Below are 26240 nucleotides of genomic sequence, written 5' to 3' on the forward strand. Positions count from 1 at the left end.
CATTCACGAGAAGGGTGGATTACTATGTTTCAAATGGCCAAACGCGTACTCCTCAGCACAACACTGACACTCAGTTTACTTGCAGGGGGCGCACTTCCCTATCTGCCTGCTTCCGCGATCTATGCCGATGCGGATACCGCAGTTACCAACAAGCAGAACTTTAGTACAGACGTCATCTATCAGATCTTTACGGACCGCTTCCTGGACGGCAATCCTTCCAACAATCCCACCGGAGCTGCCTACGATGCAACATGTAGCAACCTGAAGTTGTATTGCGGCGGCGACTGGCAGGGTCTGATCAACAAAATCAACGATAACTATTTCAGTGATCTGGGCGTTACAGCACTTTGGATCTCCCAGCCGGTCGAAAACATCTTTGCCACCATCAACTACGGCGGCGTGATCAACACAGCTTATCATGGTTACTGGGCACGTGATTTTAAGAAGACCAATCCGTATTTCGGAACGATGGCTGACTTTCAAAATCTGATTACAACCGCTCATGCCAAAGGCATCAAGATCGTCATTGACTTTGCACCGAACCATACGTCTCCTGCCATGGAAACCGATACGTCCTTTGCTGAGAATGGCAAGTTGTACGATAACGGTAATCTTGTTGGCGGATACACGAATGATACAAATGGATATTTCCATCACAACGGCGGCTCCGATTTTTCCTCCCTGGAGAATGGTATCTACAAAAACCTCTATGACCTCGCTGACCTGAACCACAATAACAGCACCATTGATCAATATTTCAAAGACGCGATCAAGCTATGGCTCGACATGGGCGTGGATGGCATTCGCGTTGATGCGGTGAAACATATGCCTCTCGGCTGGCAAAAGAGTTGGATGTCCTCCATCTATGCACATAAACCTGTATTCACCTTCGGTGAATGGTTCCTAGGATCTGCTGCATCCGATGCGGATAACACGGAATTTGCTAATGAATCCGGGATGAGCCTGCTTGATTTCCGCTTTAACTCTGCCGTACGTAACGTCTTCCGGGATAACACATCCAACATGTATGCCCTCGATTCGATGATCACAGGTACAGCAGCAGATTACAATCAGGTGAATGATCAAGTTACGTTCATCGACAACCATGATATGGATCGGTTCAAAACAAGTGCCGTGAACAATCGTCGTCTGGAACAGGCGCTTGCCTTCACGCTGACTTCACGCGGCGTACCTGCCATCTATTATGGTACCGAGCAATATCTGACTGGAAACGGAGACCCTGATAATCGGGCCAAAATGCCTTCTTTCTCCAAAACAACGACTGCTTTTAACGTGATCAGTAAGCTGGCCCCTCTGCGCAAATCCAATCCGGCAATTGCCTATGGCTCCACGCAGCAGCGCTGGATCAATAATGATGTGTATATCTATGAACGCAAATTTGGCAAAAGTGTAGCCGTTGTTGCGGTGAACCGTAATCTCTCCACACCAGCGAGCATTGCGAATCTAAGCACTTCACTGCCAACAGGCAACTACACCGATGTACTGGGCGGCACACTGAACGGTAATAACATCACTTCCACCAATGGTACCGTCTCTTCATTCACCCTGGCAGCCGGAGCAACCGCGGTCTGGCAGTATACAACGAGCGAAACAACACCAACGATCGGACATGTAGGTCCTGTCATGGGCAAACCGGGGAATGTCGTTACGATTAGCGGACGTGGATTCGGTGCCACCAAAGGCACCGTATACTTCGGTACAACAGCCGTTACCGGTGCTGCGATCACATCCTGGGAAGATACGCAGATCAAAGTTACCATTCCAGCTGTTGCCGCAGGCAATTATGCTGTGAAAGTAGCTGCGAACGGCGTTAACAGCAATGCTTATAACAACTTTACCATCCTTACGGGTGATCAGGTCACTGTACGATTTGTCATTAATAATGCGTCCACCACACTGGGTCAGAACATCTATCTGACAGGTAACGTGGCAGAACTGGGCAACTGGAGTACGGGCACAACAGCTATTGGCCCTGCTTTCAATCAAGTTATCCACGCCTACCCAACTTGGTACTATGATGTGAGCGTGCCCGCTGGAAAACAACTGGAGTTCAAATTCTTCAAGAAAAATGGTGCAACCATTACGTGGGAAGGTGGTTCGAACCACACGTTCACCACACCAAACAGCGGTACTGCGACTGTAAATGTAAACTGGCAATAGAATATTCAGTTCACAAGCTAACCCGGAGTAACGCTAACGCAGCGTATGCTCCGGGTTTTGCTGTACCTAGCCAGATTGCTTCTATCCTGTCTCAGTTGGAGGTGTACAAGTCGGTTCACTTCATATTACTTGATCGACCTTAGAAAGTTATTGATAGGTTCGGATGGACTTCAATGTTGTGGCTGCCAGAATACCTGTGGCGAGGAGCAAGATGCCCACACCTTGCAGCACAGAAGCTGCCCCCCATTGATCTGCCAATACGGAGACAACCGTCAATCCCAGAATGGGCGCTGTACTGGTGATTGTTCCAACGACACCATAGACCCTTCCTTGCAGCTCGTCTGGAACGGCTGTCCTCAGCATAATCTGGGTGAGCATCGTACAGCAGGCGAACATCGCACCTCCGCCTACGATTAAAGGCAATGCCATGATCGGTGAGGATACATTCGCCAAAAATATATATATCGGCCCCAATACAATCAGACCGATAAATACCCATCTCCCTCTTCGCTTCAATCGTTTCCCCGAAGCAATTAGCAGCGCAGAGCCAATCATATATCCGAGTGGAATACAGGTCTCAATTAATCCAAACTGTACCGGATTCGCCTCCCATACCTTGACCGCCATCACTTGAACCAGCATCATGGCTGACATGAAAAATAAAATCAGCACCGGATTGAGCAATACAATGGATCGGATCAAAGGATTTCGATAGATGTAGCCAAAAGAACTGCGCCACTCCTGAGCAAACGTGGTCTGCTGACTATCGGATCGCTGTACCTCTGGAAAACGGCCCGCCATCAGCACACAGACTGCGGACAACAGGAAGGTTGCCCCTGTAATTAATATGGCAACGAATCCGCCAAAAGCAGCAACAGCCACTCCCGCCGCCGCTAGTCCGCTGATTCGGGCAAGGTTATCCACCATATGAATGGTTCCGGTCGCTTGTTGAATATGCTCTCTGCCAACCATACTTGCTACAGAGGCGTGGAATGCAGGTGCCTGAAACAGACTTGAAAACATGGAGAGCGAGAGTAATAAGAGTACCACCGGGAACGGCGCATGCCAGCCGAATAAGCTAACCGCAATCAGTACCGCCATTACACCGCGAAATACATCCGAGGCCAGCATCAGCTTCCTACGATCCAATCGGTCTGCAACCGTACCCGCCACCGATCCAAACAAAAAGCTGACGGCCATATTGCAGATCTGTACGGCTGCCATGCTCTTCGCACTCCCCGTGGTCTGTAACACCCACAGACTGATCGCAATCCCATTGAAGCAATCTCCAAAGACCGAGATCCCGTAGCCGTACAAAATCCTTCGAAAGGTAACATTACGCCAAAGTGTTCGCGGAGCTTTGGTATTTTGCAATGCAGCTTGTCCATCTTGGTATCCCATAATCTCGGGCTCACTGGACGGGTTCATGCCCATACATCACGTTCCTCCCTAATCATGATTCGAGCCCATGCAGAACCAGGCACTTCCGCAGCTCTGTCAGTCGACAAAGACATGACATTGCGGAAGTGCCTGGTTGGGTTGTGCCGCAAGTATCACGGCTGACTATGCTGTTATGGCACGGTATTACCCTTTCGAAGCTCCTGCCGTCAGCCCTTGAACAAGGAATCGCTGTAGGAAAACGAACAGCAGAGTAATTGGAATGGCGATCAGAACTGCACCCGCAGCGAACATCGTAAAGTTACTGTCCTGATAACGGTTGACCAGATCCCACATGCCTACTGCAAGCGTCCAGTTCTCCTTCGTCCGCAGCACCAGCCGGGCGAAGATAAAGTCCATCCACGCACCAGTAAAACTGGTTAGTGCCACATAAGTCAGCATCGGCTTGGATAAGGGCAGGATGATGCTGGTGAATACCCGCAGGTGACTCGCACCATCCATGCGCGCCGCTTCGTCCAGACTGCGCGGGATGGTGTCAAAGAAACCTTTGACGATAAATCCGCCCAGTACCGCCCCTGAAGAATAGACCAGGATGAGCGCAGCGTGGGTGTCGAGCAATTTAATTTGCAGCAAAATGATATAGATCGCAATCATGCTCATAAAGCTCGGGAACATGCCAAGGATCAGCATAGTGGAGAGAATGGTTTTACGTCCACGGAACCGAAAGCGGGACAGTGCATACATCCCGAGCGTCACCATCAACGTGGAGAAGATCATCGTGAAAAAGGCAATTTTCAGCGTATTCATATACCATCTGCCGTACATAAAGGACGGGTTATTAAACAGCTCACCGTAATGGGTCAGCGTAAATGCTTCGGGCCACAACCGTTCACTGAACAATGCCGCGCCGGGTCTCAAGGAAGAGAGAAAGATCCAGAGTACCGGGTAGATGGAGACAACGGCGATGATCAGCAACAGCACATAACTCAGGGCCAGACGCAGTGGATTATTACGTGTCTTCATTGAATCATGTCCTCCTCCTTGAATGATTTGGAGCGGCGGAAGTTCCAGATGGAGAATGAAGCAATAATGAGGAAAATGATAATGCCTACCGCTGAAGCCATGTTGAACTTGTTATTGTCGAGCGTGAGCTTGTAGAGCCAGGTCACCAGCAGGTCCGTGGCCCCTGCGTATTGGTAGTCTCCCCGTAGCGGATTTCCGTTGGTCAGCAGGAAGATGACATTGAAGTTGTTGAAGTTTCCGGCGAACTGCATGATGAGTACCGGAGTTGTGGCAAAAAGAATGAACGGCATCGTAATGATCCTGAACTTCTGAAACGCAGATGCTCCGTCCACTTCGGCAGCCTCATAGAGGTCACGAGGGATGGCTGTCAATACACCCAGAATCAGCACCATACTGACCGGAATACCGATCCACATGTTGACAACAATGACGGTGACCTTAGCCCAGAACGGATCTGTCAGCCAGGGTAATCCCTCCAGTCCAAACGCTCTCATGTACGTATTGATCGGACCAAACTGACCATTGAACAGATTACGCATGAGCAGCAGGGAGATGATTTGCGGGATGGCATAAGGCAGAATGAAAATGGTCCGCCACAGCTTCTTGAAGCGGATGCCCCGCTGTTCAATCAACAGTGCTACAAGTACGCCGCCAAAATAGGTGGTGACTGTAGCCAGGATGGCCCAGATGACCGTCCAAGTGAGCACGCCATAGAATGTCTGACTCCAGGATTTCAACTGGATCAGATCACTGAACGTCTTGAAGCCCACCCAATCCACAAGTTTGGCTGGCGGAATATGATCCGGAGCCGAATAGTTGGTAAATGCAATCGTGATCGTAAACAGGATGGGCATAACGGTGAAGAAAAGTATGCCCAGTGCCGGGATGGACAGGAACAGATACGGAAAGTTTTTGTCCATCATGTTTCGGAGCGATGCCGCTGCGCCCAAGGTCTGCTTGCCTTCCTCCCTCGCAAGTCCCGTGACGTACGCATCCCGGATATTCAGGATATAGATCAGAATAAACACAAAAAACACCAGCAGTACAATAATGCCATCCAACAGCAAAAAGATGGAATGGTCTCCCCTTTGAAGTACGGTGGACCCATTCACTTTGACAAAACGCTGTGTATTCTCCCCCAGTGTCCATATGCCCCATACAGCCTGTGACAGGCGAGGAAGCAGGTACGCAAGCCCTGCTCCCTCCAGTAACAGTAGACAAATTCCCTTAATCCATTGTCGATTGTAAAGCTGTCCAAGACCTTGCAGTATGATGGAACATATGACCGCTGTCATCCGGTGCTGTCTTTCCCTGTTCGGTCCAACAGGCACCGGGACATGCTGCTGTTGCATTCGCTCTCTCCTCCCCGCCTATTGCTAACCTGTATGATTTGAACAATATTGTACTTACACTGACCACTCCGATGACAGAACAAGCTTCCGATCACTGTTATCCCCAGATTTTTTTCGATCCCTTTTCCAAAAGGGAAAATCCGGTGATAAAGGCGAGCTTATGCTTCCGAAGTAGCTTTCTTTCAGAAAGCTTTTAGTTTCACTTCTTCAGCTTTCTTCTGTCCTCTCCGTTTTTGTGTAAATTTGAAGTTCAATTCATGCAGGCTTATGCATATCTTCGCATTCGTCGTTCGTTCCTATTGGACGGTAGCAAGGCTTTCCTGGATCTGTTTCACAGCATTGTCCAGCGATGCCTTCACGTCCTTATCGGTATCCCAGATATCCGTAATGGCCGATGTGATTGGTCCCCATACGCTGTCCATGGCAGGAAGCGAAGGCATTGGTGTTGAGTTATTGAACTGTTCCAGGAATGCCTTATTGATTGAGTCCTCTTGCAACTTCGGATCAGCAGCTACGTTTTTGTTCGCAGGAAGTGTACCGTTCAGGTCAAAGTTCTCCATCTGAGCTTCTTCATTGGAAAGGAACGCTGCCAAGAGCTTCGACGCATTCGGGTATTGTGTAAATGCATTTACATAATAGGCTTTAACACCTGAGAAGGAGGTCATCGGTTTGCCATCGATTGCCGGAAGCGGAGCAACGCCAAAATCAATACCTGCATTGCGATAATCGGCAATGGTCCACGGACCATTAATGTCCATAGCGAGTTTTCCGCTGGAGAATAATCCTTTTTTGATATCATAGTTCACGTCACCCATCTTGAGCGGCAGCACTTCCGACTTCAGTGTCTGTAAGAACTGTCCACCCTTCTGGGCTCCTTCGTTATTCAGACCGAGATCGGCGCTATCCATCCCGTTGTCTCCAAAAATATAACCCCCCTGTGAAGCCAGGAAAGCATAGTTATAGTAAAATTGCTGCAATTCCCACATCAGCGCATACTGATTGGATTTCACGTTATTAAACGTCTTGGCGAAACTAATAATCTCATCAAAGTTTTTCGGAGCTTCTGGATACAATGCTTTGTTGTAAAAAAGAGCATAGGTCTCCACGCTGTACGGATAGCCGTACAGGATATCCTTGAACGTCACCGCCTTCAGTGCGTTGTCGCTGGTGTTCTCTGAGGTCTCTGCTTCGAATATGTCATTGGGCAGAATAAGTCCCGCCTCTGAAGCGCTACCAATTTTATCATGTGGGAAAACAACGACATCTGCCGCCAGACCCGCTGGGCCATCCGTTGTCAGCTTGGTTACCTGATCGGTTGGAGGCAATTCCTCCATTTTGACCGTTACCCCATACTTCTCTTCGAATTTTTTGGCTCTTTGCTCAATAAAGCTGCTTTGATTTTTGTCCTCCCAGATGACCAGGGTTGCACCTTCTTCCGGCTGCAGGTTCTCAGCTGTCAGCTCTACAACCTCCTCTGGATTCTCACCAGCCGTAGTTGGAGATGTACTTCCGCCTCCCGTAGAGCACGCAGCCAGCGTAAAAGCCATCATGACGGACAATGTTGCCCCTTGCCATTTTCTCATGTAAAATGTCCCCTTCCCTCTGCTTGGTCCAACGAAGTTCGCGCTTTTCACCCTTTTGTCTGCGTAAGTTGTCAGGTTTTGCATCCCATGTTCACTTTTGTACAAACGTTTGCTCAAATGGAAGACAAGATGACCTCTCCGTTCAATATGTAGGGGGAAACAAGTCAAGAAGTATGTAAATCCGTTGATGTAAGCGCTACAATAACAATCACATCATACAATACTGAACTTTCTTTGCACAAACGTTTGCACAAGCCATATTTGCTCAATTTTACCCATTTTAACAATTCTACCTACAGTAAATTCCTGTTTCCTTGTTCTGACTCTTTCTTCCTTTATTTTACTTCATACGAATCACATATCCGGCAGTTAGCAATTGATTTCTCGTATCCTTTGGATTACCATAGGAGAATATTTATACGATTGTTCAGAAGGGATTTTTTACATGATTACGATCAAGGATATTGCCAAATTGGCGGGTGTTTCCCCTTCGACAGTGTCACGGGTGATTTCCAACCATCCCAGAATCAGCACCAAGACATCTCTCAAAGTGAAGCAAATCATGAAAGAATTGAATTACCATCCCAACATCATCGCGAAGAGCCTGGTTTCCAAAACAACACATACCCTTGGCATTATGCTTCCGCGTCCTGCAGAAGAGTTGTTTCAAAATTACTTTTTCGGGGAACTGCTGCGAGGTATTATTACACATGCCACCCGTATGAATTATGAATTGCTGCTAACAACCGAAACATCATCAGACAATGAATTGCATGCGATATCACGCCTTGTTCATGGCCGTAGAGTGGATGGCATTCTGCTGCTTGGGTCCAAACGAGACGATCCCATCATTTCATTTTTGGAAGCGGAAAAGTTTCCTTTTGTGTTAATCGGTCGCAGCGAAGCTCATCCAAATGCTCCCATGGTGGATAACGATAATGTGCAGACCGCTTATGATGCAACGCATCATTTGATCGCCCAAGGACATACTCGAATCGGATTTGTCAGCGGACCGCCGGACATTACATTATCGCATGATCGCATGCTAGGATACCAAAAAGCGCTTGCCCAAGCTGGGCTGGATGCGAATAGTGACTGGATTGTGGAAGGTGAATTTCTACAGGAAAGTGGATTTAGAGCGATGTCGCTATTCATGTCTTTACCGGACAGACCCACCGCAATCGTTGTCATTGATGACAATGTGGCCTTTGGGGTATTGAGAGCTCTTGCCGAGCTTCATTATCTGGTGCCTGAAGATATTAGCGTGGTCAGTTTTAACAATATTGCATTATCGGAACTGGCTTCTCCACCACTAAGCTCTATAGATATCGGAACCTATCAGCTTGGCTATACAGCCGTTCAGGTATTGTTAAAAACTCTAAGCGGGGAAGCACAGCCTCAGAATCCGGTCATTATCCCCCATCGTCTGATCGTGCGTGAATCCTCACTCTTCTCCAAGCCAAAGCCACCCGCAAGTTAATCCAATTTAAGAATCCTTGTAGTGATGCAAACGTTTGTCCTACACAGAATATGATGCTGTTATCCACCGTACGTAGGTGCATAGGTGCAAAAAAAAGAAGCCGCATATACTTATGCGGCTTCCTTAATTCACACACTATTTCCGTACTGCTTGAATGGATTAATACGAGCTCCAGCCAGCATCTGCTGTAACGACAGTTCCGTTCACGAAGCTGGACTCGTCAGATCCAAGGAACAAAGCCACTTTGGCGATCTCTTCACTCGTCCCGATGCGTGGGTTGATTGCCATCCCAAGCTGTTGCCGCCCTGCACCGAAATGGCTAATCCCTGCCATGGATGTGCTAATGTTGGTTGCCACAGCTCCTGGAGCGATCGCATTACAGCGAATGCCTTGCTCAGCATACATGTACCCTGTATTTTTAGTGAAGCCTACGACCGCATGTTTGGAAGCTGTATAGGCTGCGCCTGCACGTCCGCCATGCAATCCACCCGCTGAAGCAATGTTTACAATGACGCCTTTTTGTTTTTCCAGAAAGATTGGTAATACCTTACGCGTTGTCCGCATCACACTGGTTGTGTTCACAGCGAACAATCTCTCCCACTTCTCATCCGTTATATCCGCTGCAGGCTCCATGCCATCCATAATGCCCGCATTGTTAATCAGAATATCTACTGTACCGTATGTGCTGACCGTCGTATCGATCAGGTTTTGCACATCTTCTTCTTTGGCTACATTGGCCAGAACGACAATTGCTTCTCCGCCCTGTGCCTTAATATCATTAACTACCGCTTGTGCGGATTCTTCGTTAATATCTGAAACGACGACTTTCGCACCTTCTTGGGCGTACAACGTCGCAATTGCTTTCCCCATACCTGAACCAGCACCTGTAACAACTGCAACTTTATCTTGAAGTTTCATTCCATGTATCCTCCTTTGTGTATTCGTTTACAATAAGTTAACAAACAAATGTTCATTAACTCCTATCCTTAGTATAATAAGTCATAGCGTTTCACTTCAATCAGTAAAAGCTTGTCCAGTTGTACGTTAAACAACACTAATAAGCCCGAATGTACTTTAATTAATAAAGTGAACTATATAAATTGAACTAAACATTTACGCTTTAGTTCAACTTATATAGCGAGGAGGAAAATAGATGTCTGAAACTCTGAATTCGATGGACCGAAGAATCAAGAAATCAAAAGCTGCACTGAAAGATGCTCTCATCCATTTGATGCAAAAACATCCCTTTAAAGAAATTTCCATTACGGATATTGTTCAGCGAGCTGACCTAAACCGAGGTACGTTCTACAGACATTATCAGTACAAAGAAGACCTATTCAATGAAATCATCAATGATGTGATTCAGGATCTGGTGACTTCTTTTCGCAAACCTTATCAAGATAAAGAAGAGTTCGAGGTCAATCTGATGCCCTCTTCGGCAATCACCATATTTGAGCATGTGCATCAGCACGCACAATTTTATACGCTTGTTGTGAAATCCGAGGCTTCATCCAGCTTCCAGCGCATGATCTGTGATGTCCTTCGGGATCTCGCCTTACAGGATCTGAACCATATCTTCCCTCCGCACATCAACCATGAAATATTGGCAAGCTACCAATCTCATGCAATATTCGGCATGATTATGGAGTGGATTCGTCAGGAATTCAAGCACAGCCCCGCCTACATGGCCGAGGAATTATTTAAGATCATTCATTACAAGCCTGACAATGTCGTGTTGAGAGACTGAAATTTTGAATCGCCTTACTTCCCTATAGTAGGGTGATTGAGAGTAATTTTAAGTAATCTTTACCATCAAAATAATGTAAATACATTCCTGTAATTTCTGGTATTTATATGTTAGGTTATCCATGGAATACAAATCAAAGGAGGATGACAATACATTTGAAGAAGTCGTGGATTATATCATTGATTACCAGTTTTGTTTTGCTTGGCGGGGTGCTTCTCTCTCCAGCCACTTCTGCCAATGCAGCCAAAGTAGCAACCTCTACATATTCAGATTCAGATCAGAGTTATGCAGAATTTAAAGAGTATACTAATCAGTTATTTTCTCTTGAAACTTATGAGGCCAAAGCCTTCACAGCTTTGGAAAGCATCGACACCCAGGTAACTTCAACCAACCGCAAGTCCATGTACCTTAAACTTACGAATACGGTGATCCCCAATTATACTAAATTGGTATCCAAGGCAAAACAAATCAAGCCTACCAACCCGCAACTCAAGAAAATCCACGCCACATTTATCAAGGCAAGCTACACTCAGCTTGAAGGGTACTTGTTGTACCAAAAGGCAGTATCCAAGAACAAAGTGAATTACACGTTACTGAAACAGGGGAATGCCAAAGTAAATACCGCTGCTGTTCTAATGGATCAATGCGAACAACAGTTATTCGGCTATGCAAGAAGTTTGGGGTATGACAGTTAGTACCTATCTTCATCGAAGCCCAAAAAGCGACCATTTCCCATGCTTAATGAGGAATGGTCGCTTTTTCTAATTATAAAAAAGATTTGAACCTAGCACTTTAAAATTTCATCTCAATCTTCTGAATTACAACCCCAGCTTCTGCCCTTTCTCCAACCGCTGAATCTGCTGCTCTCCGGTATCGGCAAGTTCACGGAACTGCGAGATAGTCTCCCTCATTCTCGGCAAAGCCTCCTGCTTATAAAGACTGATTGAATCGAGCGCAGACAACACATCGGTGAACGCCTGTTTCATCGTATCCACGGAGATGCTGGCTTCATACGCCTGCTTCTGGATGGCAATCCCCTGATCCTTAAGCATCTTGGATGTTCCGGCAATCAGATCGTTGGTTGTCTGGTTCAGCAACTCGATCTTCTGTAATACAATCTTCTGATTATACAAAGCACTTGCTACCGTAACGGCAATTTTTAATGCCGAGATCGTTACATTCTTCGCCCGGTCTACGCCTCGAATCAATTCCTTATTATTGCGGATGACTACTTCAATTGCCATGATGCCTTGCTGATTCACAACCAGCATTTGTTGCAGATCCATGACCCGCTGACGGAGCGGGAACAGCACTTCTTCCGTAATAAAACGTACTTTCTCAGGGTCCTCATTGCGGACCTTAGCCGCTTCAATCTGCCCGTCGATGGACTCATCCATGAGCACGCCAAGCTGGATTTCCTTTTGTAATCGTTTGGTGAGTTCCCGCAAGTTCTGCTGTTCAATCTCCAGCGTTGTATTATCGTTACGCAGGGTGGATCTGCCTTTATCCAAAGAGGTTACGATGTCAGCGATGACTGCGTCAGCCTTCTGGTATTTCAGGAAATAGGCACGAAGCGGATTGAACAATTTCCCGAGGAAACCGGTCTTGGCAAAGTCGACCACGCTCGGGTCGAGATCTTTCAATTGCATATGCAGTTCAGTCAAGCCTTTGGCGACCTGACCGCCCTCGTCTCCCGTCTTGGACAGATGTCCAACGGAGACTTGAAGCAAGGCGTTTTTCTCAGAAGAGGATCTCATCGTGTTCATGCCAAAGCCGTCAATGGATTGCAAAATTTCTTTGCGCTTCTCCAAGGATTCGAGATTCAGTGTCATGATCATCTCTACGTTGGCATTCGCCACTTGTTGAAGCTCCGCGACCTCGGCGGGCACAGGTTTTACCTCTTCTTCGATCACCTTCTGAATTTCCTTCTGGCTCGGTATTTCCATTGAAAATGACATCTACAGTTCCCCCTTTAGATTACATCTGTACGTTAAACAGGTTACCGATTTTGTACACGACATCGTCGGTATCGGCATTGATGCTTGCAGCCTCGTTAATGCTGGAGATGCTCTCCAAAGCCTTGATGTCCGCGTTGTACCCAATCGTATAGATTGGTACTTTATATGTCTCGACCAAATCCCGGATATCCTTCAGGGTATGACCTTCGTTGGTCTCGCCATCACTCAGGACAAAGATCAGCGGCTTCACGTTCGGATCAGCAGCCATATAATCTTCCAGCATCTTCATCGCCACCACGATCCCGTCAAAGGTCGCCGTACCGCCGCCAGCTTGCAGACTATCCACTGTACCGACAAACATGGACTGCTGGTTCGTATCATACTTGGCAATCGGCAGATTCACGGTTACGCCGCTAGAGTAAGAAACAAGGCCAATACTATTCTCTGTGCCCAGATACTTCTGACCTTTGCGCAAGGACTCCTTCAGTCGGTTAAGTGGTTCGCCGTCCATGCTTCCGGATACATCGGTCACGAACACGGCGGCGATGGGTTTACTGCCGTTCTTCTTCTCTTTCCATACTTTCTGTGCAGACAGCAACGTGCCGCCATCCACGGTAGCCAGTTCGGATTTGTAATCCTGCAAACCGTTGAAGCCAAACTCTTCTGCCGATTGTTGGTACTTCGCTTGAGTTACGAAATCCGCGAATTTCTGGATGATCTCCTGTTTGTTCTGCGGCAGTTGACCGAGTGCATACAGCGGGCTGTCATGCCTCACGCCAAATGGTGTAAAGACGTAACCACTCTTCAGATCGGCGGTATTCACATATGTCTGATATTCGAGTACAAAGGCATCCAGTCTGCCAGACTTAGCAGCTTCCCGCATCTGAATCGTTGTTGAAGCGGTAAACGGCACATTCGTCTGGAATTTCTCAAATCCCTCAATAGCCTTCTCCCCAAGTGGGTTGGCGCTGTCATACGTGTTTAGTGCCGTCACCAGAAAATTTAGTCCTGTGGAGCTGGCAAACGGATCGGTGTATCCCATCGCGAGTTCATTGTTCGCAATCGCTTCGGTTACGGTTTTCACATTAACGGAGCCGTACGTATCAACCAGTGCATCGTATTTCGCTTTGGAGATGACAATACCCGGGACATTCCCAACCAATCGCTCGGATACCATCTCTGTCTTCACTCCACTGGCCTCAACCATCTCGCCCCACAGTTCATTGGAAGGTGTGAATGCATCCGGCATATACTTACCAGACTTGATATAATCGGTGGCCGTTCCGGAGGCAATGTTACGGATTTTGACCGATACTTGTTTCCCACCAACGGTGATATTCGCTTTGTTGAACTCCTCGCCCACTTCGGTTAACCAGCCGTCTACCCCGCTGCCTGACTTCTCTGTGGAAGAGAAGATTTCGACGAAATCATTTGTTGTATTCTCTACGGCAATCGCAAATTTCGAGATATCCGGCAGTGATTCTGCCACGTCAACGGGATCGAGATCAATCTGTCCTTTGACCGGTTCCGCCGTCGCTGGCGCAATGTCCGCGTATAGTTTCCCCAGTTCCTTACCTGCATTCTCTGTGCTCACCTGTGTGGTCGTCTTGCCAAAGTTCGATGTTAGTGTAATCCCTGCATAGACCAGACCGAATACCAGTACCAACATTACAATCGATATAAAAAAAAACTTACCCTTCTTGGCCATACGAGCAACCCCTCACTGTCTGTATAATTTGGTGTGCTTGATTAACTGATCAATCTCCTGCATACAAGGCATCTGTTCAATATCTCCGGCTTCAAAGCTGTCGAGGCGTGAAATCTCGAGTAACAACTGATCGAGCTTGAGCAGAATTTCCTCATTGGTGTGGAGTGCATTTTTCACATAAGACAGATAATCGTTGTATACCTTGGTTTTTTCCTGAAAAAGTTTCTGGGGAATGCTTTCGGATTTGGATTTCATCATGTTGGCATAGTCGGCTTCATCGAATACATTCAACCGGTTCAGCACACTGCGGATGTTCAGGTATAACAGCTTCTCCACTTCCAATGTGACCGAAGCGAATTTCTTGTAGCTCAGTTCCCCGGGATCAAATCGTTGATGAAGCACATTCAGGAGTGTTTCTTTCTTCTTTTTCATCCGACTAAGTTGGGACAGCCCCAGCGTAATATCTTCTTCGAGCACTTTGATGCGTCTATAAAAAGATAAGGCTTCCACATAATCTTCATGTGTTTCAATATGCTTCACGGGCAGGACTACCGGTTGCCTGAACAGCAAGGTGTAACTGCCATATAAGAGTGCCATTGCACTGCCGAACAACAGGGTAACGGATAGCGCAGTTGTGAATGCCCCTCCCCCGAAATTCAGTCCAATAAAGCCGGGTGAGAATGCGAGAACATTCACAGCCATAATACCGAGGATTAATCCCAGCAATTTTATGTACTTAGTCATGTTCAATCATCTGACCTCCTTTCATGTTATATATTGGTGCTTCATGTCGTAATTTTCCTAATCAACTTATTCTTATTGTACATGATGTTAACGCTCTCAGGTGGATAACATTGGATATTCGGATACTCATAATATACGTGGTTTGGGCTTATCCCATTTCATATTTTCAGGGACAACGTGGAACTTGGCAGGAAATTTTGTGGTCAAACCGCAGAAGTTTGTCTTCTAGAACAGTAGATGGTGGAAAAAGAAATGTTATCAGGTAATACGTGGAAAATAGCTATGCGTGTCATTTTTTATATAAGACTTGTCTGAAAAAGAGCCATGCAAAAAGGACGAAACGGAGATCATCCGGTTTCGCCCTTTTTACGTTGGTTCATCATTTTTGATGTTCTTATAAAAAATCTTGATACCGTTTTCTATAGCTAACGAACTGAGGTGGCGCTATTTGGTATATTTCAGCTCTTCTGAAAATGTAACGAACCTGAGACACGTTATGTTCGCGAATTTGGTGTAGAAACGTTGTTTAGCGCCCATTTTGAATGAAATAGCGTCGCTGAGATTCGTTACATTTTCCACCTCATCAATATTGCCCATATAAGACGTGTGCGGTTCGTTAGAAATTAGAAAGTCGATTTCTTATCGAACCCTCTCCTCCAGTGGACAGGCCACCGCCTTTTCATATGATGCCCCTTATTACGAAAAGATGGATTCCGGTTTGCTTCGCGTGGTACGCACCTCTACAACTTTCCCGGCACATCCATTGTCGCCCTTCGCCTGGAACATTACCGTAATGCTGTCTTTACCTGATGTTACGGCCTCAGGAATATCGTAGGTCACATAGAATACTTCGCCAATTTTGTTCATATGAATTCGCTGCTCTCCGATGACGGTTCCATCCACGGTAATGCTGAATTGTCTGTCGTATAACATACCTTCCCGTTCAAACGGCGAATGATCTCCACCCCAATAGGCCACGCAAAGGTAATTGGCCGCGGTACGATCCACTGCCAGCTGGTAACTGAAATAAGCTCCACGGACGCCAAAAGCCTCTCGCCACATATGCAGCTTGTTACGGCCATCCGTGGTAGAACCATTATGATGCTCCCCACGGCAATTGCTATCCAGTTGATGTCCGATCTCATCCTGCTGACCATCCGCTTGAACCCTGTCGATCGTGATATCATTCAACCCTTTCTCCAACGCATCACCTTCGTCGTTAAACGGCCAATACACCGTATAGAACTCATGATGCACATCATAGAACGGAATCAGCTTCACGGCTTCGCCCGTGGAAGTGACATCCTTGCTAAGTTCAAAGGTTAACGTGTCTGCATCCACGGCTTTGATCCACTCTCGTACATCCTCTTGCTCCGTCCAAATCACAGGTACAGGTGCCGTCTTGGGATTCAGCGCTGTTTCGTCCACAATCGTATCCTCGGGTAGCCCCTCGCTTCCCAGTGCACCGGCGAGTACAATCGGTCCATACAGGAAGGCTACTTTGTGGGCATCATCACGCGAGGTGTACTGGCGAAGCGACATCGGCAGTGCGATTGTGATGACATCGCCCGCGGTCCATGTGCGGTCGATGGAAAGATAGCCGGGTTCCATCCGTGTATACGGATGTACCGTACCCCCGTTAACTGTTGCCGTCATTGGCTCTTGCAGCCATGAGGGTACGCGTAGTCTTAGATGGGCCGAGGCGCTGCCGCCGGTGATCGTCAGGGTCACCTTTTCCGAATAAGGAAAGTCGGTTTCGAGCTTCAGGGATATTCCCTGAGATGTCCAATCCAGCTGGGAAGCGATATACAGGTTGACGTACAGGTCCTGTTCATCCTCGAAATAGATGGCCTCAGCATATTTACCCGGGTTCTCCATGCCTGATCCTGTGCAGCACCACCAGGCGGTGTCGTGAGTACCATAGATTTTGTAGTGGCCTTGCAGAGTTGACGCAAAATACGTCTTGTTCCCCGTATCCGGGTCCTGCGTGCCGAGGATGTGATTATAGATGGCGTTTTCATAATAGTCCATATAGGCGCTATCGGGATTCCAGGCAAAGAGTTGTTTTGTCAGATGCATCATGTTGTGGGTACAGCAGCTCTCTCCTGTCTTGATCCCGAGACTCTCCATGCCCTTCGCTTCGTAATGCTCCGATATGCTCGTCGCACCAAATACATAGGAACGATGATGAATGGTCGTATCCCAGAAAAATTCTGCTGCTGTCCGGTAACTCTCGCGGGAGTGATCCTGGTTGTAAATCTCGGCTGCACCGATCACTTTGGGAATCTGGGTATTGGCGTGTCTGCCTTGAAGCTCATCCTGCTTATGTTCCAAGGGTCTAAGGATCAACTGATGGGTAAACTTATTAGCGATTTCAAGGTATAAGGCTTTGCCCGTAATCCCATACAAAAGTGCAAATACTTCATTCATACCCCCGTGTTCACTTTGAAGCATCGTCTGCATCTGTTCTTCTGTCATCGGGAGCAAGCCTTCTACCGCCCAGTCTGCAAATCGAGTAACCACCTCAAGTGCCTGTCCGTTGCCAGTCAGCTTATAGGCGTCAATCAAACCGCGATAGATTTTGTGCACACTGTACCAGGGAACCCAGTATTCACCGATGTTGAATCCACCAATATGTTCGGCGCGGAATGCGATGTGGAACGCTTCTTCAGACAAACCGCCGATATACCCGCTCCCCGTCGTCTGTTGGATTCTCGCCAGTTCGGTGACAGCATAATCCAACGTTTCTTTTAACGTAATATTCCCGGTTGCTTGATACGTCACAGCCAGAGCAGACAAGTAATGTCCGAGGGAATGCCCGCTAATAGTGCGTGCCTCCCAACCCGCGTATCGTTCTTTTCGGGCAGGTAAACCATGGGCTCCAAAGCATGGAGCCAGGAATCGATCGATATCCAGCGATAACAGATAACGCTCCCCCACCTCTTGTGATGTTTGGAACAAACCATTTAGCAGATCTACATGCTCCGGTCCCAGAAATCCTTTTTTCGTATCAATCATTACACTCACTCCTTCTCGGGATGTAATATATAAGTTGAACTAAAGATTATTTACACTGACACTACGATGACAGAATAACCTTCCAATCGGTGTTATCCCCAGATTTTTTGATTCCCTTTTCCGAAGGGGAAATCCAGGGATAAAGGCGAACGCTTCGCTTTTTCAGGTTTTTTCTGTCCTCTCCGTCATCATGTAAATGATTAGTTCAACTTATATAGATATCGATTCATTCTTGAGGGGTAAAATCCGTGTTCTGTTCCATATGACTAATACTCAGCAATCTACTGTAGAGCTTGAATAACCTCATATTATCAAATAAAATACAATTACATCAGACTCATAATCCAAGAAAAGGTGGATAAATCCGTCCTATGCAAAAGCCACTGGAACATTACCTGTGCGGCAAGTTCATATCCGAAGGCAACTGGAGCCACATGAGACGTAGCATGCCTGTTCATGAGATCATTTTGATGCTGGAAGGTGAGATGTACATCGCGGAAGAAGAGGAACAATATGTAGTTCGTGCCAACGATCTGTTGTTTCTGCGCGCTGGTCAGACCCACTATGGCTACCAGATCAGCGACTCCCCCGTCAGCTTCTACTGGGTTCACTATGATGCGGTGCAGGCAGAATTCAATCGCTTTAGGACACATGCCACCATTCAGGTGCCTTCCATGGCCAATCAGTTATTCAAGCAGTTGCTGCACGTGTCATCCTTCTCACCAGAGGAAGCCGACGCTGCTTTGTTGCTGTTGTTCAAGGAGCTGGAGCGCAATATAGAGACGGATTATCGCCCGCATAATGCGATTGTGGACCATATCTGCAAGTGGGTGGATATTCATCTGCACACGAACATCACGGTGAGTCAGATTGCAGAAAATTTTAATTTTAACAAAGACTATATCTCCAAAATGGTGAAACGTGAGAAAGGTACCGGACTCAAAACCTATATCCTCACAGAACGTATTCGCCGGGCGAAACAATTGCTGCTCAACACCAATGCCAGTGTAAAAGAAATTGCCGGACAGTGCGGCTTCACCGACTACAAGCTGTTCCTGCGCATGTTCAAGCAATACGAAGGCAATACGCCAACCGAATATCGCAATCATCTGTATTCCACACAGCTCAATCGCTAATGTGCTTTGATCTATAGAAATGACTGAGTTAACTATAGAAAATTTGAATGAATCGAATTGAATTCGTTATGGTAAAATGCAAGAAAACTCTATTTCATACTTAACCCATAAGAGAAGAGGAAATAAAAGATGACAACGGCTGCCGTTACGATTCATCCTGCCACAGAAACAGACCATCCAGAGATCGTAGATATCCTTGTTGCAAGTTACGCCGAGTATCGGGAGACATTTGAACAAAATGAACGTTGGGAGGCTTACCTAAAAGACATTAGAGAGTCTGTGGTTAATCCGTACCTGACACAATTATGGATCGCCAAGATTGATGATCAGATTGTCGGTACAGTCCAATTATTCGAAACAGCGCACAAGGCATATCCAAACTTTGAATTGCCGATCGATTATCCGTTTATTCGCTTGTTGGGTGTCGATCCAAAATGGAGAGGTCATGGAATCGCCAGAGAATTGCTCCAGCAATGCGTAGATTCTGCCAAAGAGATGGGCAAAAATACGGTGTATTTATATACGGGTGGTCAGATGGTCAACGCCATCCGTTTATATGAGCGTTTTGGATTTACAGAGGATAAGGAGTTCAGCTCCGAGAGTAGCGGTGGCAAGGCGATCTGCTACCGTTATGATTCCTAGTGGAGAGTAACAGCAACCCGTGAGCCGAGAGCGGAGAATGAAACGTAAAAGACCGTTCATGATGACGAACGGTCTTTTTTGCGTTTATAAATGTCAATTATATAAGTTGCACTAATCATTTACACGATAACGGAGAGGACAGAAAAAACCTGAAAAAGCGAAGCGTTCGCCTTTATCCCCGGATTTCCCCTTGAGAAAAGGAAATTAAAAAAATCTGGGGATAACAGCGATTGGAAGGTTATCCTGTCATCGTAGTGTCAGTGTAAACAATCTTTAGTTCAACTTATATAGCATTTGAAATGATACATTGCTATTGATTTTTTTACCCGCCAATCTCCACCAAAATCTTCGCATGGCTCTTGTCGCTCATCAACAGTTCAAGTCCTTCCTGCACGATATCGTCCAGTTTGATTTTCTTGGTGATGACCTGCTTCACATCGAGCGATCCTTCCGCAATCAATGAGATTACTTCAGGGAAAATGTGACGATATGCCAGCGTTGCTGTCAGATTCGCTTCTTTGACCAAAAGATCGAAGAAGTTCACTTGAAGCGGATTTGGGATCGCTGCGATGACAACGACTTCTCCACCTTTTTTGACAACCGCAATAGCGCTGTCCATCGTTGGCTGCACACCTGCTGCTTCATAGGCCACATCGATGCCACCCGATTGCTGCAAAATCACTTCGGTTGCATTGACTTTGGCACTGTTCACTGGAATGGCTCCCAGCTTGGCTGCCAGGTCCAGACGTTCCTCAAATACATCGACAGCATAGATTTCGGAGGCTCCTGCTGCTTTGGCAGACAGGATGGTCAATAATCCAATTGGACCAGCTCCGTATACAGCTACCTTGTTCCCCACTTTCAGCTTGCTGTGACGAACCGCGTGGAAGGCTACTGCTGTAGGCTCTACGAGCGCACCTTCTTCGAAAGATACGTTATCCGGTATGGGATGAACCATGTATGCTTCAACAACAACATACTCTGCAAAGCCACCATCACCATTCAGTCCAACGAATCCAAATTGAGTACATTGGTTGTAACGACCCTGGATACAGTACTCACATTTTCCACAATGGTACAACGGCTCTACCACAACACGGTCACCGACACTGATACCGCTTACATTACTCCCCAATTCACTGACGGTTCCTGCAAATTCATGACCCAATGTCAACGGTGCTTTCTGTCCTGAGAGCGGATGATTCTCGCCTTCTTGAATCCCTACACCATGATGATAGGCATGTAAGTCACTGCCGCAGATCCCCGCATATTCCACTTTGATTTTGACCTGACCTGCTTGAGCAACCGGAATTTCCCGTTCTTCTACACGAACGTCTTTATGGCCGTACCATACTGCTGCTTTCATGAAGCTCATCCCCTTTATATGATTGTCTATATAAGTTGAACTAGATATGTTACACCTGATCACGCTGATTGCAGTACCATCTTTCGATCACTCTTATCCCCAGATTTTCTTCATTCCCTTGATGCAAGTGAAAAATCTAGTGATAAAGGCGCACCCTCTGCTTCTTCAGATTGGTTCTGCACTCTGCGTTTCTGGTGTAAAAGTTAAAGTTCTACTTATATCTTAAAGAACTATAAGGCTTGTCTATATATTATATCGCTGTTCATGTATTATTCATATTTATAGATACTAATGTTAACATTAGTTATATTAATGTTAAACGGAGATGAAATCATGAATCTGGAACAGCTCGAATATGTCGTTGAAATTGCGAAGACGCAATCGTTCTCCGCAGCCTCGGAGCATCTGCATGTCACACAATCGGCGATTAGCCAATCGGTTCATCGTCTGGAGAAAGAACTTGGATTGATCCTGTTCGAACGCTCGCGGCAGGGAACTCATCCCACGCCCGAAGGCAAACAATTCATTGCCAAGGCACTGGACATTTTACAGCGGATTGATGAATTGAAATCCCTGAACGCAGAAGCCTCCTCTCTTACGGGAGAGCTTCATGTGGCTACTTTTCCAAGTGTCATGCCTTATCTTGTCCAGTCTGCTGCGGATATGAAGCATGAGCACCCCCATCTTAACATCTCCATTGAAGAGAAAGGCTCCATGGAAATTATCGAGGATATCCGCAACAACAAAACCCATCTGGGCTTTATCGCGATCTATGCCAAACAATTGCGGGAATTTGATGGACTTCACTTCAGTCCCATGTACTCGGGCAAGCTGGTCGTCGGTACGCATCACCTGTCTGAACTTGCCAAGCACAGCCGTGTTACACCGAATCAATTAAAAGAACACAAGCTGGCACTCTATCGAGACGGTTTCATCGAAGACTTCATCCAGGAATTCACCTATGATCACGGACCTCTGTCCATTCTGTTCAAAACAAATAATTCAGAAGCGATCAATATGGTATTAAGAAACGATATCGCCGCCACGATTGGTCATGACTTTTCCTTTCACCAAAATCAATTATGGAAAGAAGGTCTGGTGAAGATGGTTGAGATCGCTGGGATTGATCAACCGAAAATGCAGATTGGCTTCGTACAGACGGAGTCCAAGGAGTGCGCCGTAGCCGCAGAACGATTCGCCCGACGCTTCAGACAAGCGATTGAGCTGGATCATTTAATGGTATAAATGTGCGCATTTTGCATAAATCACCTGAGCGTCTTTCAATCAACCGTGAGCGGTATGATTCGAATTATGCAAAATGCTGACGCAAAAAAAGTGCTCCACGCTTTAATGGAAGTTTGGGATGAACACCAACTCCTCTAAGAGCGGAACACTTTTTTTGCTTTGTATGGTTACACAACAAACCAGACTCTTTTCTAACTACCGCTTGCTTTACTATTACTACATTTTACTCAAGTTATACTTTCACTTTTCGCACGGCTTCGCTCATCTCGTTGGTCTGCTGCTCCAGCATCGTGGATGTCTGCGCCACCCTGTTGAACATGGCCGACTGTTCACGCATCAAGCGATAGATCTCATCCGAATGATCCGACACCCCGGCTGAGATCTGGGAGATCGTATTGACCGAGGCTGCGGCCTCTTCCGATCCTGCCGAGATTTCCTCTGCCGCCGCGGAGACTTCCTGAATGCGACGGGTCACCAGTTGGAACGCATCAACCACATGGGCGAATGCTTGCTCCGCTTCTGCGGTAATCGTAACACCTTGCCCAATCTCCGTTGCGGTAACGCCCATCCGTGAGCCGATCTGCTGTGATTCTTGTTGAATGCGAAGCAGCAGGTTCGAGATCAGTTCCATGGATGTGCTTGAAGCCTCCGCAAGCTTCCGAACTTCGTCCGCCACAACAGCAAAACCTTTGCCGTGTTCTCCTGCATGTGCTGCCTCAATGGATGCATTAAGCGCAAGCAGCTTCGTCTGACTCGCAAAATCACGAACCGTGTGTAGCGCACCACCTATTTCCTCGGAGTAGTTGTTCAGCACCTGAACCATCGCTACAACTTCACCTGAGACATTCGAGATGCTCTCCATCTGTGTTTTCATCTGTGACATGCTCTGTTTACCCGACTCCGCCGTAGCAAGCGCACTTGTTGCCGCATCCGATACAACCATCGAGGATTCGGATATATCCGTTATGCCTTTTGCGATCTCTTCCATCGCATGCGCACTATCGCTCGCACCCTGCTTCTGCGTATGTGCACCCTGTCTAATCTGTTCGACAGACTGATCAACCGTGTTGCTCATCTCAAGCATCTCTTCGGTACTACGATTAAATTCCTTGGTTGATTCCGATAAAATATCTGTGGTTACGGCTACCCCTTCAACCATGTTACTTACAATTTTATTCAAGTTTCCGGACATATGTATCATCGCTTGGTATGTCGTTCCAATCTCATCTTCGCTCCGCAAACGATACGACGTCAAAATTTGATTCGCTTCTGCAAGCTCACCCTGTGCCATTTTTTCCACACTCGCCTTCAGCGGTTGAAGTGGTCGCAATCCCCTTACAATAAACCACATGACAACAGCAATGCCTATAAGTGTAATTAGTAACAATAAAGCATAGAAGGGAATACTTGATTTCATAATATCTGACTCAATGCTTCCGATCACCGATACCGCCGTATCAATACCAATCACACCTGTTACAGCCCCATTACTATCCAGCATGGGAGCGTAAGAGGAAATATAGTCACCGTACTCTTCATTGTTAATAATCGAAGAACTGGCTGTCTGCCCCTGCAACAGCTTCTGAACAGCATCTTGCGGCACATCCGTTACTTCATTAATCGGTGAGGCTTTATCTGCATCCTTCATGCCATCAACCATAATAAGTGGCGTACCTTTGTCATCTATTTTGACGAAATACACATACATTGCACCAATACTTACACGAAAGTCATCCAGTTCATCACGAATCTTCAAGAATTCGTCATTCTCCTTGGGGTCCTTGGCAAACTCGGCATAAGATGCTGTATCCAGCTGATTCACATAACTCTGAGCAATCTGGATATTGTAACTCGAAATGGCCTCCTGCGCAGCTAGCTTCATATTAGCCACCTGTAACAGCATGCTTCCAACGGCTATTATCGTAATGACCAGTGTAACTACTGCAACAATGCGTACAACCAAACGTTTTCTAAAAAAACCGATCATCCGCTCCTCTTCCTCTCCCGTGAACCCAAGCCTTTTTGACTAGGCGCTACCCAAAAAACACATGCTTGAAGCACTAAGTATGGGAAAATAGTAAACGAATATGTCGATTTAGGCAAGAAAATATTGGGTTTACATAAAAACGCTATCATGGCTGTGGTAGCTTTGATCATTGGAGCTGCATTTAGGCTTCATTTCTTAGGATTTGTTTACGTTCCTTGCAGCAAAAAATGATAGAAAAAAACACCCCGACGCGAGCGCCGAGATGTTGTGGTGTTTTACATGTTAATGTCACAAATATTAAACTGTTCGTCCATTTGTCTTCCTGAATCGAATCAGGGACCAGATAATGAGCAACGCAAGCACGGCAAGACAGATGCTAATACTGAACCGATTACCTTCATCAAACACAAACATCACCGCAATCACACTCAGACATAGTACAACGACTCCGGTTATGTAGGGGAATCCCCAGACTTTGAAGGTCGGTTGAACCGGATATCTTTTCCGCAGTTTCAACTGCGATGAGGCAATACAGATCCACACGAGAATTACCACAAATCCCGGAACTGCGAGCAATACCCGGAACAGTTGATCCTGCGCGAACAGGCCAAGCAAGGAACCTCCAAGCAAGACGACCGAGCACACCAGAAGTGTGTTAACAGGGCTGCCGTTGCGATTCGTCTGTGACAATGCCTTTGGAGCTTCCCCGCCTACTGCCATGGAGTGCATCATCCGGGATGCACCGTAGATCCCTGAATTCGCAGCAGACAGAACCGCCGTCACCAAAATAAAGTTCATAATGTGTGCCGCTCCCGGCAGTCCCGTAGAGGCGAGCACCTGCACAAACGGACTGCTCTCCGGCCCGATCTCATTCCAAGGGATGAGTCCACAGATGATGAGAATCGGCAAGGTGAAGAACAGAATAATTCTGAGCATGAAATTGCCTACGATTTTGGGCATAACCTTTTCTGCATTTTCCGTCTCGGTCAGGGTCAGACCAATCAGCTCCGATCCCCCATAGGAGAACATGACCACAAGCAGTGCCGAGAAGATCGAAGACCATCCGTTCGGGAAGAACCCGCCTGCTTGCGTGTAATTTTGCAGATAAGGGGTGTTATCACTTGGAATAATGCCAAAGATCAATCCTGCGCCCAGGAAGATAAAAATAATGATCATGGCAATTTTGATCCCGGCTAGCCAAAACTCAAATTCCCCGAACACACCCACACTGAGCAGATTAACCAGTATAATGAACGCCGCACAAGCCAGACTCAGCATCCACAGCGGTACTTCACTGAACCAATACTGCAAAAAGCTCCCGGCGGCAATCACCTCAATGACACACACCGATAACCATAGAAAGCAGTACATCCATCCCATAACAAAGGAAACTCGGCTACCGAATGCTTCCTGCACGAAGTCTTTCATATTTTTGTTCTTGTACACCGTAGCCATCTCCGCCATCGCGGCCATAACGACCAGCAGCAATAATCCGGCAAAAATGTACGTAACGATCACGCCCGGACCAGCGAGTCCAATCGTCTCTGCACTGCCTTTGAAAATTCCGGTTCCTATGACACCACCCATAGCCATAAAACTGATGTGTCTTGGTTTAAGCTTCTTCTGTAGTGTTCCTTCTGTCTGAGCCAATTCAAGTCCTCCTGATGTAAAA

At 46.8% G+C, this 26240-nt stretch carries 19 protein-coding genes; 7 read left to right on the top strand and 12 right to left on the bottom strand.

Annotated features, from left to right (window positions below; genetic code table 11):
* Positions 1-24: 24 nt before the first annotated feature.
* Positions 25-2181, top strand: a complete 2157-nt coding sequence (locus PAHA3_RS25530; protein ID WP_153028305.1) for an alpha-amylase family glycosyl hydrolase — start codon at positions 25-27, stop codon at positions 2179-2181.
* A gap of 147 nt (positions 2182-2328) precedes the next feature.
* Here the strand turns inward: PAHA3_RS25530 and PAHA3_RS25535 are convergent, their stop codons facing one another.
* The 4 genes from PAHA3_RS25535 to PAHA3_RS25550 form a co-directional block, all read right to left on the bottom strand.
* Positions 2329-3615: an MFS transporter gene (locus PAHA3_RS25535; protein WP_062837474.1), complete on the bottom strand. Its 1287-nt coding sequence runs from the start codon at positions 3613-3615 to the stop codon at positions 2329-2331.
* 150 nt (positions 3616-3765) lie between these two features.
* Positions 3766-4602, bottom strand: coding sequence for a sugar ABC transporter permease (locus tag PAHA3_RS25540; RefSeq protein WP_017690474.1), 837 nt, complete (start codon positions 4600-4602; stop codon positions 3766-3768).
* Positions 4599-5954, bottom strand: coding sequence for a sugar ABC transporter permease (locus PAHA3_RS25545; RefSeq protein WP_062837475.1), 1356 nt, complete (start codon positions 5952-5954; stop codon positions 4599-4601). The genes PAHA3_RS25540 and PAHA3_RS25545 overlap by 4 nt, the downstream gene beginning before the upstream one ends.
* Positions 5955-6250: 296 nt before the next feature.
* Positions 6251-7537 carry a sugar ABC transporter substrate-binding protein gene (locus PAHA3_RS25550; RefSeq protein ID WP_062837476.1) on the bottom strand — a complete coding sequence of 429 codons (1287 nt, stop codon included), beginning with the start codon at positions 7535-7537 and terminating at the stop codon, positions 6251-6253.
* Between the two features lie 445 nt (positions 7538-7982).
* On the opposite strand from PAHA3_RS25550, the gene PAHA3_RS25555 reads away from it, so the two are divergent.
* Complete coding sequence (locus PAHA3_RS25555; RefSeq protein WP_062837477.1) at positions 7983-9017, top strand: LacI family DNA-binding transcriptional regulator; 1035 nt, start codon at positions 7983-7985, stop codon at positions 9015-9017.
* A 159-nt stretch (positions 9018-9176) separates the two neighbouring features.
* Here PAHA3_RS25555 and PAHA3_RS25560 read toward each other — a convergent pair whose 3' ends face one another.
* Positions 9177-9935 carry an SDR family oxidoreductase gene (locus tag PAHA3_RS25560; protein WP_062837478.1) on the bottom strand — a complete coding sequence of 253 codons (759 nt, stop codon included), beginning with the start codon at positions 9933-9935 and terminating at the stop codon, positions 9177-9179.
* A gap of 235 nt (positions 9936-10170) precedes the next feature.
* Between PAHA3_RS25560 and PAHA3_RS25565 the strand changes: the two genes are divergently transcribed.
* Both PAHA3_RS25565 and PAHA3_RS25570 read left to right on the top strand, forming a co-directional pair.
* Entirely contained in the window at positions 10171-10764 is a 594-nt protein-coding gene (locus PAHA3_RS25565) for a TetR/AcrR family transcriptional regulator (protein ID WP_062837479.1), read from the top strand.
* A 155-nt stretch (positions 10765-10919) separates the two neighbouring features.
* Complete coding sequence (locus PAHA3_RS25570) at positions 10920-11459, top strand: hypothetical protein (protein WP_062837480.1); 540 nt, start codon at positions 10920-10922, stop codon at positions 11457-11459.
* Between the two features lie 123 nt (positions 11460-11582).
* On the opposite strand, the gene PAHA3_RS25575 is transcribed toward PAHA3_RS25570, so the two are convergent.
* The 4 genes from PAHA3_RS25575 to PAHA3_RS25590 all read right to left on the bottom strand — a co-directional run bounded on the left by PAHA3_RS25575 (position 11583) and on the right by PAHA3_RS25590 (position 18192).
* Positions 11583-12722, bottom strand: coding sequence for a toxic anion resistance protein (locus PAHA3_RS25575; protein WP_062837481.1), 1140 nt, complete (start codon positions 12720-12722; stop codon positions 11583-11585).
* 19 nt (positions 12723-12741) lie between these two features.
* Positions 12742-14430, bottom strand: a complete 1689-nt coding sequence (locus PAHA3_RS25580; RefSeq protein WP_062837482.1) for a vWA domain-containing protein — start codon at positions 14428-14430, stop codon at positions 12742-12744.
* Positions 14431-14442: 12 nt separating this feature from the next.
* A complete protein-coding gene (locus PAHA3_RS25585; RefSeq protein ID WP_371327962.1) occupies positions 14443-15174 on the bottom strand; it encodes a hypothetical protein in 732 nt (243 codons plus the stop codon).
* 696 nt (positions 15175-15870) lie between these two features.
* A complete protein-coding gene (locus tag PAHA3_RS25590) occupies positions 15871-18192 on the bottom strand; it encodes a beta-L-arabinofuranosidase domain-containing protein (protein ID WP_062837484.1) in 2322 nt (773 codons plus the stop codon).
* A gap of 371 nt (positions 18193-18563) precedes the next feature.
* Here PAHA3_RS25590 and PAHA3_RS25595 point away from each other — a divergent pair, with 371 nt between their 5' ends.
* Together PAHA3_RS25595 and PAHA3_RS25600 are read left to right on the top strand one after the other, a co-directional pair.
* Positions 18564-19328 (top strand): helix-turn-helix transcriptional regulator, encoded by a 765-nt coding sequence (locus tag PAHA3_RS25595; RefSeq protein WP_153028306.1) that lies wholly within the window; start codon positions 18564-18566, stop codon positions 19326-19328.
* 129 nt (positions 19329-19457) lie between these two features.
* Positions 19458-19970 (top strand): GNAT family N-acetyltransferase, encoded by a 513-nt coding sequence (locus PAHA3_RS25600; protein WP_062837485.1) that lies wholly within the window; start codon positions 19458-19460, stop codon positions 19968-19970.
* A 322-nt stretch (positions 19971-20292) separates the two neighbouring features.
* Here PAHA3_RS25600 and PAHA3_RS25605 read toward each other — a convergent pair whose 3' ends face one another.
* Positions 20293-21336 carry a 2,3-butanediol dehydrogenase gene (locus PAHA3_RS25605; RefSeq protein WP_062837486.1) on the bottom strand — a complete coding sequence of 348 codons (1044 nt, stop codon included), beginning with the start codon at positions 21334-21336 and terminating at the stop codon, positions 20293-20295.
* A gap of 333 nt (positions 21337-21669) precedes the next feature.
* Between PAHA3_RS25605 and PAHA3_RS25610 the strand changes: the two genes are divergently transcribed.
* A complete protein-coding gene (locus PAHA3_RS25610; RefSeq protein WP_062837487.1) occupies positions 21670-22581 on the top strand; it encodes a LysR family transcriptional regulator in 912 nt (303 codons plus the stop codon).
* A 232-nt stretch (positions 22582-22813) separates the two neighbouring features.
* Here the strand turns inward: PAHA3_RS25610 and PAHA3_RS25615 are convergent, their stop codons facing one another.
* Both PAHA3_RS25615 and PAHA3_RS25620 read right to left on the bottom strand, forming a co-directional pair.
* On the bottom strand, positions 22814-24568 hold the full coding sequence (locus tag PAHA3_RS25615) for a methyl-accepting chemotaxis protein (RefSeq protein WP_062837488.1): 1755 nt from the start codon (positions 24566-24568) through the stop codon (positions 22814-22816).
* 297 nt (positions 24569-24865) lie between these two features.
* On the bottom strand, positions 24866-26218 hold the full coding sequence (locus PAHA3_RS25620) for an amino acid permease (protein WP_153028307.1): 1353 nt from the start codon (positions 26216-26218) through the stop codon (positions 24866-24868).
* Positions 26219-26240 lie beyond the last annotated feature (22 nt).

Source organism: Paenibacillus amylolyticus, from assembly GCF_001570725.1.
GTDB lineage: Bacteria > Bacillota > Bacilli > Paenibacillales > Paenibacillaceae > Paenibacillus > Paenibacillus amylolyticus_A.